Below are 14,197 nucleotides of genomic sequence, written 5' to 3'. Positions count from 1 at the left end.
ATCAATCCTTCTTTTCCAGGAATGCCTTGAACTTGTCGGCATAGTCGGGATGCCAGCGCGACAGCGGCGGGCGGTTTTCGATGATATCGCCGGCGGCCCAGAGCATGCGGCGCTCGTCCGTCGGCCGCGCAACATCATTGTCCGGGCAGAGGATGTAGAAGTCGCCGCGCTTGAGGCTCTCCACCATGAAATCGACCGTCTGTTCCGGCGTCCAGGCTCCCGCCGGCTTTTCCTGGCGATCGCCCTTGGTGAGGCCGGTGAAGACGAAGCCGGGGATCAGGAGATGCGCGGAAATCTTGGCGCCTGCGGTGTTGCGCAGCTCGTGCTGCAGCGCCTCGGTGAAGACCTTCACACCCGCCTTTGAGACGTTATAGGCCGGGTTGCCGGGCGGCGTGGTAATGCCCTGCTTCGAACCGGTGTTGATAATCAGGCCCGGCTTCCCATGGGCCAGCATGCCCGGTCCGAAAACGCGCGTACCGTTGATGACCCCCAAAAGATTGACACCAAGAATGTTGTCCCAGCCGGGCTGCGAGCTGAAGATCGAGGTTTCCGGCCCGATGCCGGCATTGTTCATCAGCACATGCACCCGGCCGAAATGCTGCAGGACGGCACGTTCGAGGGCTTCCAACTGTTCCTTATGAGCAACGTCAGTCTCCACGGCCATGACCTGGTCGTCGCCGGCGATCGCTACGAGCTCGGCGCGTGCGGCGGCTAGCCGATCGCGGCCGAGATCGGCGATGGCGACGCTCATGCCGAGCTTTGCGAAATATTTCGCCGCCGCAAGCCCGATGCCGGAGGCGCCGCCGGTGATGACGGCAACGTTGGCCTTCTTGAAAATCTCTTGAATATCAGTCACGAGCGTCGCCTTCCCCAAAAGTGTTGTCTGCATACTGGAGATATGATCCCTCGATTTGATGTGTCAAATCGAAATCGCCTGTTCCAGAACCAAATCGGTCCCACTCGCCTTCCTCGTCATAAAGGCGACACGAACCGACTGTCGTTCCCCTTGCGCCTCGCGATAATCTCGCTAAAAGTGCCGCGATACAGGGTTAGCGGGCCTCTCCGCGGGCTCGCATTGAAACGGACCTCATCACCATGGCATCACATAAAGACGTGAAGAAAGTCGTTCTCGCCTATTCCGGCGGTCTCGACACCTCGATTATCCTGAAGTGGCTGCAGACGGAGCTCGGCGCCGAAGTCGTCACCTTCACCGCCGATCTCGGTCAGGGCGAAGAGCTGGAGCCAGCGCGCAAGAAGGCCGAGATGCTCGGCATCAAGGAGATCTATATCGAGGACGTGCGCGAGGAATTCGTGCGCGATTTCGTCTTCCCGATGTTCCGTGCCAATGCCGTTTATGAAGGCGTCTATTTGCTCGGCACGTCCATCGCGCGCCCGCTGATCTCCAAGCATCTGATCGATATTGCCCGCAAGACCGGGGCCGATGCGATCGCCCATGGTGCGACCGGCAAGGGTAACGACCAGGTTCGCTTCGAGCTGTCGGCCTACGCGCTGAACCCCGACATCAAGATCATCGCCCCGTGGCGCGATTGGTCGTTCAAGAGCCGCACCGACCTGCTCGAATTCGCTGAGAAACACCAGATCCCGGTCGCGAAGGACAAGAAGGGCGAAGCGCCGTTCTCGGTCGATGCCAACCTGCTGCACTCCTCGTCTGAGGGCAAGGTTCTGGAAGATCCGTCGCAGGAAGCGCCGGAATATGTACACATGCGCACGATTTCACCGGAGGCCGCTCCCGACAAGGCAACCGTCATCAAGGTCGGCTTCGAAAAGGGTGATGCGGTTTCGATCAATGGTCAGCGCATGAGCCCGGCAACGCTGCTTGCGACGCTCAACGATTACGGCCGTGACAACGGCATCGGCCGCCTCGATCTCGTCGAGAACCGCTATGTCGGCATGAAATCGCGCGGCGTCTACGAAACCCCCGGCGGCACGATCCTGCTCGCCGCCCACCGCGCCATCGAATCCATCACGCTCGATCGCGGCGCCGCTCACCTCAAGGATGAGCTGATGCCGCGTTACGCCGAGCTGATCTACTACGGCTTCTGGTTCTCGCCGGAACGCGAAATGCTGCAGGCGCTGATCGACAAGAGCCAGGAGCATGTCGAAGGCGAAGTGACGCTGAAGCTCTACAAGGGCAACGTCATGGTCATTGGCCGCGAAAGCCCGAAGTCGCTTTATTCCGACAAGCTGGTGACCTTCGAAGACGATCAGGGTGCCTACGACCAGAAGGATGCGGCTGGCTTCATTAAGCTCAATGCTCTGCGTCTGCGCACGCTCGGCAAACGCAATCTGTTGAAATAATCAGATTTCCAGCAATAAACGACCCGCTTCCGATTGCCGGAGGCGGGTTTTTTTATGGATTCGAGAAGTGCCGGAACTACTCGACGGCCCTCAATTCCCGTTCCATCTCTGCCGGCACCTCCGCGTTCTGCAGATTGCTGCGGAAGGTGCGGAGCGCATGATGCAAATCATCCTGCAGGCAGTGGTCGAAGCCTTGCATTGCATCCTTTTCCACCGCGCAAATCTCGCAACCGATCTGCTTCAGCTTGGCGCCCGCCGCTTCCGACAACACGATGCGCTTGGCACGACGGTCGAGCGGATCGGGCTGACGCTCGATCAGGCCGCGCGCCTGCAATTTGTCGAGAAAGGCGCTGACCGTCATCGGCTCCAGCCCCATGCGTGTGGCGATGTCGAGCTGACGGCTGCCGTTGACGGCGGCGACCTGGATAAGCGTGCGCGCTTCACCTGCCGTCAAACCGAGTCCGGCAGCCATAATGCGCCGTTCGAATGCAGCTCGCATTAGTCGGGCGCAATCCGCCACAAGAAAGGCAAGTGAATCCGTATCTATCCTGCTGCTCATAAGCGCTTCCCTACCTACGCTTGTTTTTGGTCCCCGATCAATCTTTAGTGATTTCGCCCCCCAAATTCAACGGATTCTTCCTTTTTCAAGAGACTTGTTTAGCTTGACCCGATTCGATGCGTTGCTAATCTGTCCCGATCACCAGCGGGAACTTCCAATATGACACAATCACTTATCGTCGGCGCCTTCCTGGCGGCGCTGTTCTATGTGCTCATTCCCGGCCCGGCTTTCCTGGCGCTGCTCGGCATCGGTGCGGGGCAGGGGCGCAAGGCCGGTGCTTTCTTCATGTGCGGTCATTTGGTCGGGGACATCATTTGGTCATCGCTCGCGTTGGTTGCAATCGTCGGCGCGAAAACTATCGGCACCGTCGTGTTCGACGTGCTCGGCTTACTCTGTGGTTTCTATCTCGCCTGGATCGGCTGGAGTGCTTTCACCGCCAAGCCGAAGAAGGATGGCAAGGCGTTGCTTAATGTCGACCGCCCCTTCCGACGTGGCCTGATCTTCGGCGTCACCAATCCGAAAGGATATCCCGTGGCGCTGGCGACGTTTACCGCGCTGGTGGCGGGTTCGGCCGGTGCATTGACGTTTAGCGCGCTGCCGCTGTTGCTCGCCATTTCATTAGTCGGCTTCATCACCGCCGATATCATCCTTATCGGCATTATCGGCGCGGGCGCGGTCCGGCGTTTCTATAGAGCTCACGAGCGACTGATTGTGCGCTGCTCTGGGGTGCTGTTTATGGGCTTTGCGGCGCAGGCGCTATGGCATGCGACGCCCGGCTTGCTCGGTTGGCGTAAAGCCTGACCATTCCTCATCACTTGTTCCGCCCTCGCCATACCAATTTGGCGGCGAGGGTCTTATATCGTGCTTCGATCAGATGCCTGCCGAAAGGACCTCTCGCATGTCTTCCCAAACCGCCGTCAACCCCGCGCTCGTCGAATGGACCGGACATCAGGGCCTGCCGCGTTTCGACGCCGTGAAAGACTCCGATTTTGCGCCTGCGTTTGACGCCGCTCTTGCGGCCCATGACGCGGAGATCGATGCGATCGCTGACAACGGCGAGGCGCCGACCTTTGCCAACACCGTCACCGCGCTCGAAATCGCTGGTGACGAGCTGTCGCGGGTGTCTTCTCTGTTCTGGAACCGGGCGGGGGCGCATACCAACGAGGTCATCCAGGCCCTGGAGCGTGAGATCGCACCGAAGATGTCGCGGCATTATTCGAAGATCGGTATGAATGCTGCGCTTTTCGCCCGCATCGATGCGCTATGGGAAGCGCGCGAGGACCTCGGCCTCACGCTGGAAGAGACCCGCGTGCTGGAACGGCATTGGAAGGGCTTCGTGAAGTCGGGCGCCAAGCTGCCGAAGGCGGAACAGGAGCGGCTTGCGAAGATCAACGAGACGCTGGCAGGCCTCGGCGCGCAGTTCGGGCAGAACGTTCTTGCCGATGAAAAGGGCTGGGCGCTGATCCTCTCCGAAGAGGCCGATCTTGCCGGCCTTCCAGATTTTCTGAGGGATGCGATGGCGGCGGCGGCACGAGAACGTGGCGAAGAGGGCAAATATGCCGTTACCCTTTCGCGCTCGATCATAGAGCCGTTCCTGACGTCGTCCGAGCGTCGCGATCTGCGCGAGCAGGCCTTCAAGGTATGGGTGGCGCGGGGTGCGAATGGCAGCGGGACCGACAATCGCAACATCATCAAGGAAACGCTGGCGCTGAGGGCCGAGAAGGCCAAGCTGCTCGGCTATGGCAATTATGCCGAACTGAAGCTCGACAACACCATGGCCAAGACGCCGGAGGCGGTAAACCAGCTCCTGATGGCGGTTTGGGCAAAGGCGGCGGAACGTGCTCGTGAGGAAGAGGGCGATATTGCCGCATTGATCGCCGAGGAGGGCCGCAATCATGAGGTTATGCCCTGGGACTGGCGGCACTATGCCGAGAAAATCAGGACGCGGAAATTCGATTTTTCGGAAACGGAGCTGAAGCCCTATCTGCAGCTCGAAAAGATCATCGCCGCCTGCTTTGATGTCGCCGGCCGCCTTTTCGGTATCCGCGCCGTCGAGCAGAAGGGTGTTCCAGCCTATCACCCCGATGTCCGGGTCTTCGAGATCCGCGATCGCTCCGACAAGCTGGTGGCGCTGTTCCTCGGTGACTATTTCGCCCGCAGCTCGAAACGCTCCGGCGCCTGGATGAGCTCGTTTCAGTCGCAGCATAAATTGCCGCTGAAGAACGGCCATATCGGCGAACTGCCGATCATCTATAACGTCTGCAATTTCGCCAAGCCCGCCGAAGGCAAACCGGCGTTGCTGTCGCTCGACGACGCGCGAACATTGTTCCACGAATTCGGCCATGCGCTGCATGGCATGCTTTCCAACGTCACCTATCCCTCGGTTTCGGGCACCGGCGTTTCCCGCGATTTCGTTGAATTGCCGTCGCAGCTTTATGAACACTGGCTGACGGTACCGGCGATCCTTAGGGAATATGCCGTGCACTACGAGACCGGCGCGCCGATGCCGCAAGCTCTGCTCGACAAGGTTCTCGCCGCCCGCACCTTCAATGCCGGTTTCAACACTGTCGAATTCACGTCGTCGGCGCTCGTCGATATGGCGTTCCACACCCGCGGTCCCGTCGAAGACCCGATGGCCGTGCAGGCCGAGGTGCTGTCGGAGATCGGCATGCCGAAATCGATCGTCATGCGCCACGCCACACCGCACTTCCAGCACGTCTTTGCCGGTGACGGTTATTCGGCCGGCTATTATTCCTACATGTGGTCGGAGGTGCTGGATGCGGATGCCTTCTCTGCCTTTGAGGAAACCGGCCACGCCTTTGATCCCGAGACGGCCGCGAAGCTGAAGGCTAATATCTATTCCGTGGGCGGCTCCATCGACCCGGAAGATGCTTACAAGGCTTTCCGCGGCAAGCTGCCGAGCCCGGACGCGATGCTACGCAAGAAGGGGCTGGCGGCCTGAATGTCCGGCCTGCGAAATTGCGCTGTTCGGTGGTAAATACGTCTGCAGGACCTGGGCGATAGACCCCTGCTCTCGATGCGGCAATTTAATCATGGTGCGCGATATGAGCGGATCCGATGGCCTTTTCGAGTACTATATGCGGCCCGGCCAGATGACCTCCGGTGGGCCGCATGCTCAAGCCCTTGCGGCGCTCGACGGAGTCGAGGGCGTTGCTGCGGCTGTGCACGGCGTGCTGCTGCATGATGCCTGGGCGCCGCGATATCATCAGGAGCTCACGCCGGCGCGGAGGGCGCAATCTCACACGAGGCCCGCGCGGGAGATACTGGATGCTATCATGGAGATCGATCCCGCGCCGCTTGGCGTCCCGCGTCCGCCCGCCAAACGGCGCATCGGCGTTTGCCGCCATTTCGCGGTGCTCGCGTGCGCAGCGCTACGGGCTCAGGGCGTGCCAGCGCGCGCCCGCTGCGGCTTCGGAATGTATTTCGAGGCTGGCAAGGGCATCGATCACTGGATCACGGAATATTGGGACGGGCGACGCTGGGTGTCTGCAGATTTCCAGATTGACGATCTCCAGCGTGCCGCATTGAAGCTCGATTTCGAGCCGCTTGACCTGCCGCCGGGCAAATTCCTCAGGGCCGGCGAAGCCTGGCAACGCTGCCGAGCCGGCAATGCAGATCCCGGCATCTTTGGCATCTTCGACGAGTCGGGCTTCTGGTTCATTGCGATGAATCTTGTCCGAGACTTCGCCGCGCTCAACAAAATGGAGATGCTTCCCTGGGACAACTGGGGGCCGATGCCGCGGCCTGAGGAAGAGATATCTCCGGTTCGCTTGGCATTGTTCGATCGACTCGCTGCGCTGACAATCGAAGTGGACGAACGTTTCGGCGAAGTCCGGGCACTCTATCAGGAGGATGTCAGTTTGCGCGTGCCGGCGCAGGTATTTAACGGCGTGCGCAAGCAGATGGAGAATATTGCAGCGGCGTGACCGTAACAGCGGGCATGGGGTAGCTGCCGAGATTCCTGTTGATGACATTTGCTGTTGAACAACGCGAAATTCAGCCGCTGGCAGAGGCTGAAGGCAAGCTTGCTGCCGCTTTCGCGCCTCCCCCCTTTCGCAAACGCGAAAAAAAGGGTATGAGCGCGCCAAATGTAATTGGCCTGTTTGCTTTATACAGCGCCCCAGCCTCAGAGATTAAGACATATGGCACTTCGCAACATCGCGATCATCGCGCACGTTGACCATGGGAAAACCACCCTTGTCGACGAGCTTCTGAAGCAGTCCGGCTCCTTCCGCGAGAACCAGCGCGTTGCCGAACGCGTCATGGACTCGAACGACCTGGAAAAGGAACGCGGCATCACCATTCTCGCCAAGGCGACCTCGGTTGTCTGGAAGGATACCCGCATCAACATCGTCGACACCCCCGGCCACGCCGACTTCGGCGGTGAGGTCGAGCGTATCCTGTCGATGGTGGATGGCGCGATCGTTCTCGTCGACGCCGCCGAAGGCCCGATGCCGCAGACCAAGTTCGTCGTCGGCAAAGCGCTGAAGGTCGGTCTTCGTCCGATCGTCGCGATCAACAAGATCGATCGTCCGGACGCCCGTGCCGACGAAGTGATCAACGAGGTTTTCGATCTCTTCGCCAATCTCGACGCAACTGACGAGCAGCTCGATTTCCCGATCCTTTACGGTTCCGGCCGTAACGGCTGGATGAACTATTCGCCGGAAGGCCCGAAGGACGAAGGTCTCGGACCGCTTCTCGATCTCGTCGTCAAGCACGTTCCGGAGCCGACTGTCGGCGAAGGTCCGTTCCGCATGATCGGCACCATCCTGGAAGCCAACCCCTTCCTTGGTCGCATCATTACCGGCCGCATCCATTCAGGTTCCATCAAGCCGAACCAGGCCGTCAAGGTTCTGGGTGCTGACGGCAACCTCATCGAAAACGGCCGTATCTCGAAGATCCTCGCCTTCCGCGGCATCGAGCGCCAGCCGATCGAAGAAGCGCAGGCAGGCGATATCGTCGCCATCGCGGGCCTTTCCAAAGGCACGGTTGCCGACACCTTCTGCGATCCGCAGGTCAGCGAGCCGCTGATCGCCCAGCCGATCGATCCGCCAACCGTCACCATGTCCTTCATCGTCAACGACAGCCCCTATGCCGGCACCGAGGGCGACAAGGTCACCTCGCGCGTCATCCGCGACCGCCTGTTCAAGGAAGCCGAAGGCAACGTCGCGCTGAAAATCGAAGAAGCCGAAGGCAAGGATTCGTTCTACGTTTCCGGCCGCGGCGAATTGCAGCTTGCCGTTCTGATCGAAACCATGCGCCGCGAAGGCTTCGAACTTGCCGTGTCGCGTCCGCGCGTCGTCATGCACAAGGACGAGAGCGGTGAGCTTCTCGAGCCGATCGAAGAAGTCGTCATTGACGTCGATGAAGAGCATTCCGGCATCGTCGTGCAGAAGATGTCCGAGCGTAAGGCTGAAATGTCCGAGCTGCGTCCTTCGGGCGGCAACCGCGTTCGTCTCGTCTTCCTGGCCCCAACCCGCGGCCTGATCGGCTACCAGTCGGAACTTCTGACGGATACGCGCGGCACGGCCGTCATGAACCGTCTGTTCCATGACTATCAGCCATACAAGGGCGAAATCGGTGGCCGTGTGAACGGCGTGCTGCTCGCCAACGAAGCCGGCGAAGCCGTGGCCTACGCCCTGTTCAACCTGGAAGATCGCGGCCCGATGATCATCGACGCCGGCGAGAAGGTCTATGCCGGCATGATCATCGGCATCCACTCCAGAGACAACGACCTCGAAGTCAACGTTCTGAAGGGCAAGAAGCTCACCAACATCCGCGCCGCCGGCAAGGACGAAGCCGTAAAGCTGACCCCGCCGATCCGCATGACGCTCGATCGCGCGCTCTCCTGGATTCAAGACGACGAACTGGTCGAAGTTACGCCAAAGTCGATCCGCCTGCGCAAGATGTACCTCGATCCGAACGAGCGTAAGCGTTTCGAGAAGGCTCGCTACGCATAATTGAGCGACTTGTACCGCTTCGGACGAATTGACCCCGGCCATTGTGCCGGGGTTTTATTTTGTGTGTTCGATTTTTGAGCCCTTGTGGCAAAGGTTAAAAATGCGTTAATTTTCAGCAGCCGTCCACGGATAAAGATTGTGGGCAAGTTGCTGATCCGCATGATTCGTGGATGGTTAATTTTCGCTGGCGGGACCAGAGTAGCCGTTATGAAGACGTTGTCGATTGATGTTCGGCGGGCTGAACCGCATGATGCCCGGGCCATTTCCGAGGTGCATCGCCTGTCGTGGCAGTACACCTATACCGGCATCATTCCGCATCGCGCGCTCAGCCACATGATCGAGCGCCGCGGCGAAGCTTGGTGGCGCAAGGCGACCAGCGGCCCGGCCACACTTCTGGTTCTCGATGTTGCTGGCGAGATCGCCGGCTACGCCACGCTCGGTCTCAACCGCGCTCGCGCATTGCCGCAGGAAGGCGAGATCTACGAACTCTATCTTCGCCCGGAATATCAGGGCATCGGCCTTGGCCGGCTTCTCTTCGGCGAAGCGCGCCGGCTGTTGAAATCGCTCGGCTGCAAGGGGCTGGTCGTCTGGTGCCTTGAGGAAAACGAGAATGCCGACCACTTCTATCGCGGTCAGGGTGGAGTAGATTTCTGCGAGGGCATCGAGACCTTCGACCGCAAGCAGCTCAAGAAGATCGGCTTCGTCTGGCCCTAAAGCGTGTCGCGGTCTTTCAGACTCGCTCCTTGCGCTTTAGGCTCTTGATTTTGCGCATGTCGTTATCGCAAAATCGCTGCGCACTTTTGCGCGACATGCGCTAAGGCCACCTGCGGCGACGTTCTCCGCGACGGTCGATTAAAATCCCGCGTCGCGCCAATGCCTTGTTGCGTTGCGTCATGAATCCGATTATCTGGCTGCAGCAACCATCCTTATTAGGGGAGACGCATGCGCATCGACGCGATTTCCATTGGCAAGAACCCGCCCGAAGACGTCAACGTCATCGTTGAAGTTCCGGTCGGCGGTCATCCGATCAAGTATGAAATGGACAAGGAGGCCGGTACGCTGGTCGTCGACCGTTTCCTCTATACGCCGATGACCTATCCGGGCAATTACGGCTTCGTCCCGCACACGCTCTCCGAAGACGGCGATCCGATCGACGTCCTCATCGCAAGCACCCGTCCGCTGGTCCCGGGCTGCGTCATCAACGTGCGCCCGATCGGCGTGCTGATGATGGAAGACAATTCCGGCAAGGACGAAAAGATCATCGCCGTTCCCTCGCCGAAGCTGACGCTGCGCTACGAGAAGGTCAAGGAACACACCGACCTGCCGGAAATCACGCTGAAGCAGATCGAGCATTTCTTCGAGCACTACAAGGATCTGGAGCCCGGCAAGTGGGTGAAGATCTACGGTTGGAAGGGCTCAAAGGAAGCCGGTGAGCTCATTCTTGAAGCTATCGAGCGCGCCAAGAAGGCGAAGGCCTGATCAGTTCTGCAGCACAGCTTTTAGTCTGCCGATCAAATCCTCCGGGTCCCCGTCGATCCGGAGGATTTTTTTACGCGCCGTATCGCCGGAAATCAGGCTGACTGCGGATTTGGCAATGCCGAGTTTCTTGGCAAGCAGCACGATCAGCGCCTTGTTGGCCTTGCCCTTTTCCGGCACCGCGGAAACGCGTACCTTGAGATAGGACTCGTCGTCGGCGCCGGTCTCGACGCCATCGATCGCGTCACGCCCGCCATTGGGCGTGAGCCGGACGGACAGCCGCACGTGGTCGGTAAAAACCTGCCAAGCCCCACTCACCGGCCAAAGATCGGGTAAAGCGTGTTCCACATCAGGGAGCGGAAGAAGAAGATGATCAGCAGCAGGATGATGGGCGAAATGTCGATGCCACCGAGATCGGGCAATATGCGGCGGATCGGGCGCAGCGCAGGCTCCGTGACCGCGTAGAGAAAACTTCCAACCGAGTTGACGAACTGATTGCTCGAATTGATGACGTTGAAAGCATAGAGCCACGAGAAAATGGCACTCGCGATCAGCACCCAGGTATAAAGATTCAAAGCCAGATCAATGGTTTGAAATAAGGCAAGCATATCCGTCTCCATTTCGCGGTTGACAGACATGTAGACATTGGCGACTTAACGGGCAAGTCCCATGCTTTGAAGCACGCTGAATCATGTTTAACAGGCCGGGCGCGCGTTCTGCGCATTTACCCTGGCCGGAGAGTCTCATCTCATGTCGTTGGTTGCCAGGGGAGACCGGTTTGCCGCATTCAGGCATATCGCCTACACCTATTTCTTCTTTGCCCGTTTTCTGACAGCTTTCGCCACCCAGGTTGTCAGCGTCTCCGTCGGCTGGCAGATGTATGACCACACCGGCAATCCGATCTATCTCGGCCTGATCGGTCTGGTGCAGTTCCTCCCCTCACTCCTTTTGATCCTGGTGACCGGCACGGTCGCCGACCGCTATAACAGGCGTATGGTGGCGGCCGTCTGCATTCTCGTCGGCACGATCTGTACGGCGGCTTTGCTGTTTCTGACTGTTTCCGGCACCTTCGCGCCGCTTCCGGTTTTCCTGATCCTCGCCGTCTTCGGTGTCGAGCGCGCCTTCATGACGCCGGCGACGCAATCGCTGGCGCCGAATCTCATTCCGCCCAAAGACCTGTCGAACGCGGTGACCTGGAATTCCATGTCCTGGGATGCGGCCGCCATTCTCGGCCCTGTCGCAGGCGGCCTGCTCTACGGTATCGGTCCCACTATTTCTTACAGCGTTGCCGTTCTGTTCTTTGCCGCCGGCTCGCTGCTGACTTTCCTCATTCCGAAACCGCAGCAGCGCACCGCCCATGAAGCGCGGAGCCTGAACGAAATCCTCGCCGGCTTCCGTTTCATCTGGTCGGAAAAAGTCGTGCTCGGCGCCGTTTCACTCGATCTCTTTGCCGTGTTGCTCGGCGGTGCGGTGGCACTGATGCCGGTCTACGCACGCGATATCCTGACGCTCGGTCCTTGGGGTCTTGGCCTGTTGCGCGCTGCTCCGAGCTTCGGCGCCATTGCCATGGGCCTGTTTCTGGCGACCTATCCTATCCGGCACCGGGCAGGGATTTGCATGTTCATCGGCGTCGGGATGTTTGGGCTGGGAACATTGATTTTCGGCATCTCGCATACGCCGTGGTTGTCGATTGCGGCGCTCGCCATCATGGGCGCGTCGGATCTGATCTCGGTCTATGTCCGCGAAACGCTGATCACGCTCTGGACGCCGGATCATGTGCGCGGCCGCGTCAATGCCGTGAACATGGTCTTCGTCGGCGCATCGAACGAACTCGGCGAGTTCCGTGCGGGCACTATGGCGCATTATTTTGGCGCCGTCCCTGCCGTGGTCATCGGCGGCATCGGCACCTTGGCCGTGGCCATCATCTGGGCGAGCGGCTTCCCGCAATTGCGCCAGATCGACAGTCTGAACGCGCCGGACCGCGAGGGCGAGCCGCAGCTGGCGTGAGGGTTGCGAAATGGCAAGGCAGGCGGATCGATACAGTTCGTTTTCTGCGCTTAGCGAGCGCGAGACCGAGGGCGTCGACTATCGAATCCGCATCGAGGATCGATCGTCACATGTTGCCATCATCGCTCCCCACGGTGGCTTCATCGAGCCCGCCACTTCCGAGATTGCTCTGGAGATCGCGGGCAGGAGCTTTTCGTCCTATTGCTTCGAGGGATTGGACGCGAACAGGCTGCATCACGAACTGCACGTCACTTCCGAGAGTTTCGACGAGCCGATAGCTGATGGCCTGGTGTTCAAGTCATTGATTGTCGTTGCCATTCATGGCCGAACTGATCGTGACGATCCGGAGACAACTTGGGTTGGCGGTCTCGACATATTGCTTCGCGACCGGATTGTGGAGGCATTGCGTCGTGATGGTTTTGCGGCCGCTGCGAGAGCGAAAGGCGAGGCGCTTGCGGGAACTTCCATCGGCAACATCTGCAATCGTGGCAAGTGGCAGGTCGGCGTCCAGCTTGAGATCCCGAGATACATGAGGGATGTTTTCGTGGCTGACGCGGAAAAGCCGAAGCGGTATGCAGCGGCTGTTCGCCATGTGATCGATCAATTCGACCTTGCTCTTGCGGCCGGTTAAGACCCTGCCGATCAGGCTGCCATCGCCTGTTTGCCCTCGAAAACAAAATCGAGGAATTCGGATAGCCAGGCTTTGAGCGGCGGATCGAAGATCATGCGGCCCTCCAGATGCTCGCGGCCCTTCTGGGCGTTCGGCATGCAGAAGCGGTGCTCGCCGTGCACCACCCAGCGCTGCATCATGGCGCGGGTGAGCTCCGCGTGGAACTGCAGACCCCAGGCATTGGCGCCATAGCGATAGGCTTGGTTGGGATAGGTCTCGCCTGTCGCCAGCAGATCGGCGCCGTGCGGCAGGTCGAAACCTTCGCGATGAAAATGGTAGACCATCTGTGGCCAGTGGCGCATCAAAAGCCGCCCCTTTTCCGTCGGCTGCAGCGGATACCACCCGATTTCGGTCTTGCCGTCGTCACGGGCCTTGACCTTGGCGCCGAGGTGGCGGGCGAGCATCTGTGCGCCGAGACAGATGCCGAGATAGGGGCGGTTTTCCTTCAGCGGCACGTCGAGCCAATTGATCTCAGCCTTCACGAAATCGTCGGGATCATTGGCGCTCATCGGCCCGCCGAAGACCACCGCGCCGGCATGACCTTCCAGCGTCGTCGGCAGTCCGTCGCCGAGCACCGGCCGGCGGATGTCGAGATTGTAGCCCTTGTCCAGCAGCATCTGGCCGACGCGGCCGGCGCTGGAGCGCTCCTGGTGCAAGACGATCAATACGGGGCGATGCCTGCTCCCCTCGGGGGCCTCAATCATCATCCCCGGTCTCCACCTTGCGCCCCGGCGCACGGGCGGCTGCCTCCTGGCGTTTCATAACGCGTTCGCGGTCGGAGATGCCCATGAGATCGGCAATGCGCCAGATGGCATGGTCCTCCATTTCGCTGCGTTCGCCATCGGCATAGACGATGTCCCAGAGGATACCGAGAAGCTCGAGGCGCTGTTCGCTATTGAGGTGACGCTTCAGGTCGGAGGTGAAGCGATAATAATCGACCGCCTCGCTCTCGGCCCGCTGGCCCGCCGCGATCAGCGCATCGAGCTGGCGGCCATCGAGACCGTATTGGGTCTTCAGCAGCTTGCGTAGCCGCTTCTTCTCGCTTTCCTCGATCTTGCCGTCCGCCTCCATGACCTGGAAACAGAGCGCCGCAACCGCGATGCGGGGATCGTCTGGAGCAAAACCGGATTTGGGGTGGTCCTTGGTAAGGTTCTGAAAGAATTCCTGAAAGCGTTCGAACATTCG

At 59.8% G+C, this 14,197-nt stretch carries 16 protein-coding genes; 10 read left to right on the top strand and 6 right to left on the bottom strand.

Annotated elements, in window-relative coordinates:
• Position 1: 1 nt before the first annotated feature.
• Complete coding sequence (locus tag CCGE525_RS19995; protein ID WP_120706516.1) at positions 2 to 856, bottom strand: SDR family NAD(P)-dependent oxidoreductase; 855 nt, start codon at positions 854 to 856, stop codon at positions 2 to 4.
• A gap of 239 nt (positions 857 to 1,095) precedes the next feature.
• Between CCGE525_RS19995 and CCGE525_RS19990 the strand changes: the two genes are divergently transcribed.
• Entirely contained in the window at positions 1,096 to 2,319 is a 1,224-nt protein-coding gene (locus CCGE525_RS19990; RefSeq protein ID WP_120705802.1) for an argininosuccinate synthase, read from the top strand.
• Positions 2,320 to 2,395: 76 nt separating this feature from the next.
• Here CCGE525_RS19990 and CCGE525_RS19985 read toward each other — a convergent pair whose 3' ends face one another.
• Positions 2,396 to 2,878, bottom strand: a complete 483-nt coding sequence (locus CCGE525_RS19985) for a MarR family winged helix-turn-helix transcriptional regulator (RefSeq protein WP_120705801.1) — start codon at positions 2,876 to 2,878, stop codon at positions 2,396 to 2,398.
• A gap of 159 nt (positions 2,879 to 3,037) precedes the next feature.
• Between CCGE525_RS19985 and CCGE525_RS19980 the strand changes: the two genes are divergently transcribed.
• The 7 genes from CCGE525_RS19980 (at position 3,038) to ppa (ending at position 10,338) form a co-directional block, all read left to right on the top strand.
• The gene (locus CCGE525_RS19980) at positions 3,038 to 3,679 is read left to right on the top strand and encodes a LysE family translocator (protein ID WP_120705800.1); all 642 of its coding nucleotides are present in this window, start codon (positions 3,038 to 3,040) and stop codon (positions 3,677 to 3,679) included.
• Between the two features lie 97 nt (positions 3,680 to 3,776).
• Positions 3,777 to 5,840, top strand: coding sequence for a M3 family metallopeptidase (locus CCGE525_RS19975; protein WP_120705799.1), 2,064 nt, complete (start codon positions 3,777 to 3,779; stop codon positions 5,838 to 5,840).
• A gap of 103 nt (positions 5,841 to 5,943) precedes the next feature.
• Complete coding sequence (locus tag CCGE525_RS19970) at positions 5,944 to 6,825, top strand: transglutaminase-like domain-containing protein (protein WP_120706515.1); 882 nt, start codon at positions 5,944 to 5,946, stop codon at positions 6,823 to 6,825.
• A gap of 38 nt (positions 6,826 to 6,863) precedes the next feature.
• Positions 6,864 to 7,079, top strand: coding sequence for a hypothetical protein (locus tag CCGE525_RS38375; protein ID WP_162950223.1), 216 nt, complete (start codon positions 6,864 to 6,866; stop codon positions 7,077 to 7,079).
• Positions 7,042 to 8,859 (top strand): translational GTPase TypA, encoded by a 1,818-nt coding sequence (gene typA, locus CCGE525_RS19965; RefSeq protein WP_120705798.1) that lies wholly within the window; start codon positions 7,042 to 7,044, stop codon positions 8,857 to 8,859. The genes CCGE525_RS38375 and typA overlap by 38 nt, the downstream gene beginning before the upstream one ends.
• Before the next feature lie 207 nt (positions 8,860 to 9,066).
• Positions 9,067 to 9,573 (top strand): GNAT family N-acetyltransferase, encoded by a 507-nt coding sequence (locus tag CCGE525_RS19960; RefSeq protein ID WP_120706514.1) that lies wholly within the window; start codon positions 9,067 to 9,069, stop codon positions 9,571 to 9,573.
• A gap of 228 nt (positions 9,574 to 9,801) precedes the next feature.
• Positions 9,802 to 10,338 carry an inorganic diphosphatase gene (gene ppa, locus CCGE525_RS19955; RefSeq protein WP_120705797.1) on the top strand — a complete coding sequence of 179 codons (537 nt, stop codon included), beginning with the start codon at positions 9,802 to 9,804 and terminating at the stop codon, positions 10,336 to 10,338.
• Here ppa and CCGE525_RS19950 read toward each other — a convergent pair whose 3' ends face one another.
• Entirely contained in the window at positions 10,339 to 10,653 is a 315-nt protein-coding gene (locus CCGE525_RS19950; protein ID WP_120705796.1) for a DUF167 domain-containing protein, read from the bottom strand. It lies immediately after the preceding gene.
• A complete protein-coding gene (locus CCGE525_RS19945) occupies positions 10,650 to 10,973 on the bottom strand; it encodes a YggT family protein (protein ID WP_120705795.1) in 324 nt (107 codons plus the stop codon). Before CCGE525_RS19945 ends, CCGE525_RS19950 begins: the two co-directional genes overlap by 4 nt.
• Before the next feature lie 112 nt (positions 10,974 to 11,085).
• Between CCGE525_RS19945 and CCGE525_RS19940 the strand changes: the two genes are divergently transcribed.
• Entirely contained in the window at positions 11,086 to 12,342 is a 1,257-nt protein-coding gene (locus CCGE525_RS19940) for an MFS transporter (protein ID WP_120705794.1), read from the top strand.
• 10 nt (positions 12,343 to 12,352) lie between these two features.
• On the top strand, positions 12,353 to 12,973 hold the full coding sequence (locus CCGE525_RS19935) for a poly-gamma-glutamate hydrolase family protein (protein ID WP_120705793.1): 621 nt from the start codon (positions 12,353 to 12,355) through the stop codon (positions 12,971 to 12,973).
• Positions 12,974 to 12,984: 11 nt separating this feature from the next.
• On the opposite strand, the gene CCGE525_RS19930 is transcribed toward CCGE525_RS19935, so the two are convergent.
• Together CCGE525_RS19930 and CCGE525_RS19925 are read right to left on the bottom strand one after the other, a co-directional pair.
• Positions 12,985 to 13,716: a glutamine amidotransferase gene (locus tag CCGE525_RS19930; RefSeq protein ID WP_120706513.1), complete on the bottom strand. Its 732-nt coding sequence runs from the start codon at positions 13,714 to 13,716 to the stop codon at positions 12,985 to 12,987.
• Complete coding sequence (locus tag CCGE525_RS19925; protein WP_120705792.1) at positions 13,709 to 14,194, bottom strand: tellurite resistance TerB family protein; 486 nt, start codon at positions 14,192 to 14,194, stop codon at positions 13,709 to 13,711. The genes CCGE525_RS19930 and CCGE525_RS19925 overlap by 8 nt, the downstream gene beginning before the upstream one ends.
• Positions 14,195 to 14,197 lie beyond the last annotated feature (3 nt).

The sequence above is a fragment of the Rhizobium jaguaris genome, from assembly GCF_003627755.1.
GTDB lineage: Bacteria > Pseudomonadota > Alphaproteobacteria > Rhizobiales > Rhizobiaceae > Rhizobium > Rhizobium jaguaris.
The sequence above is the reverse complement of the archived record's forward strand: the minus strand, read 5'-3'. Positions and strand labels throughout refer to the sequence as shown.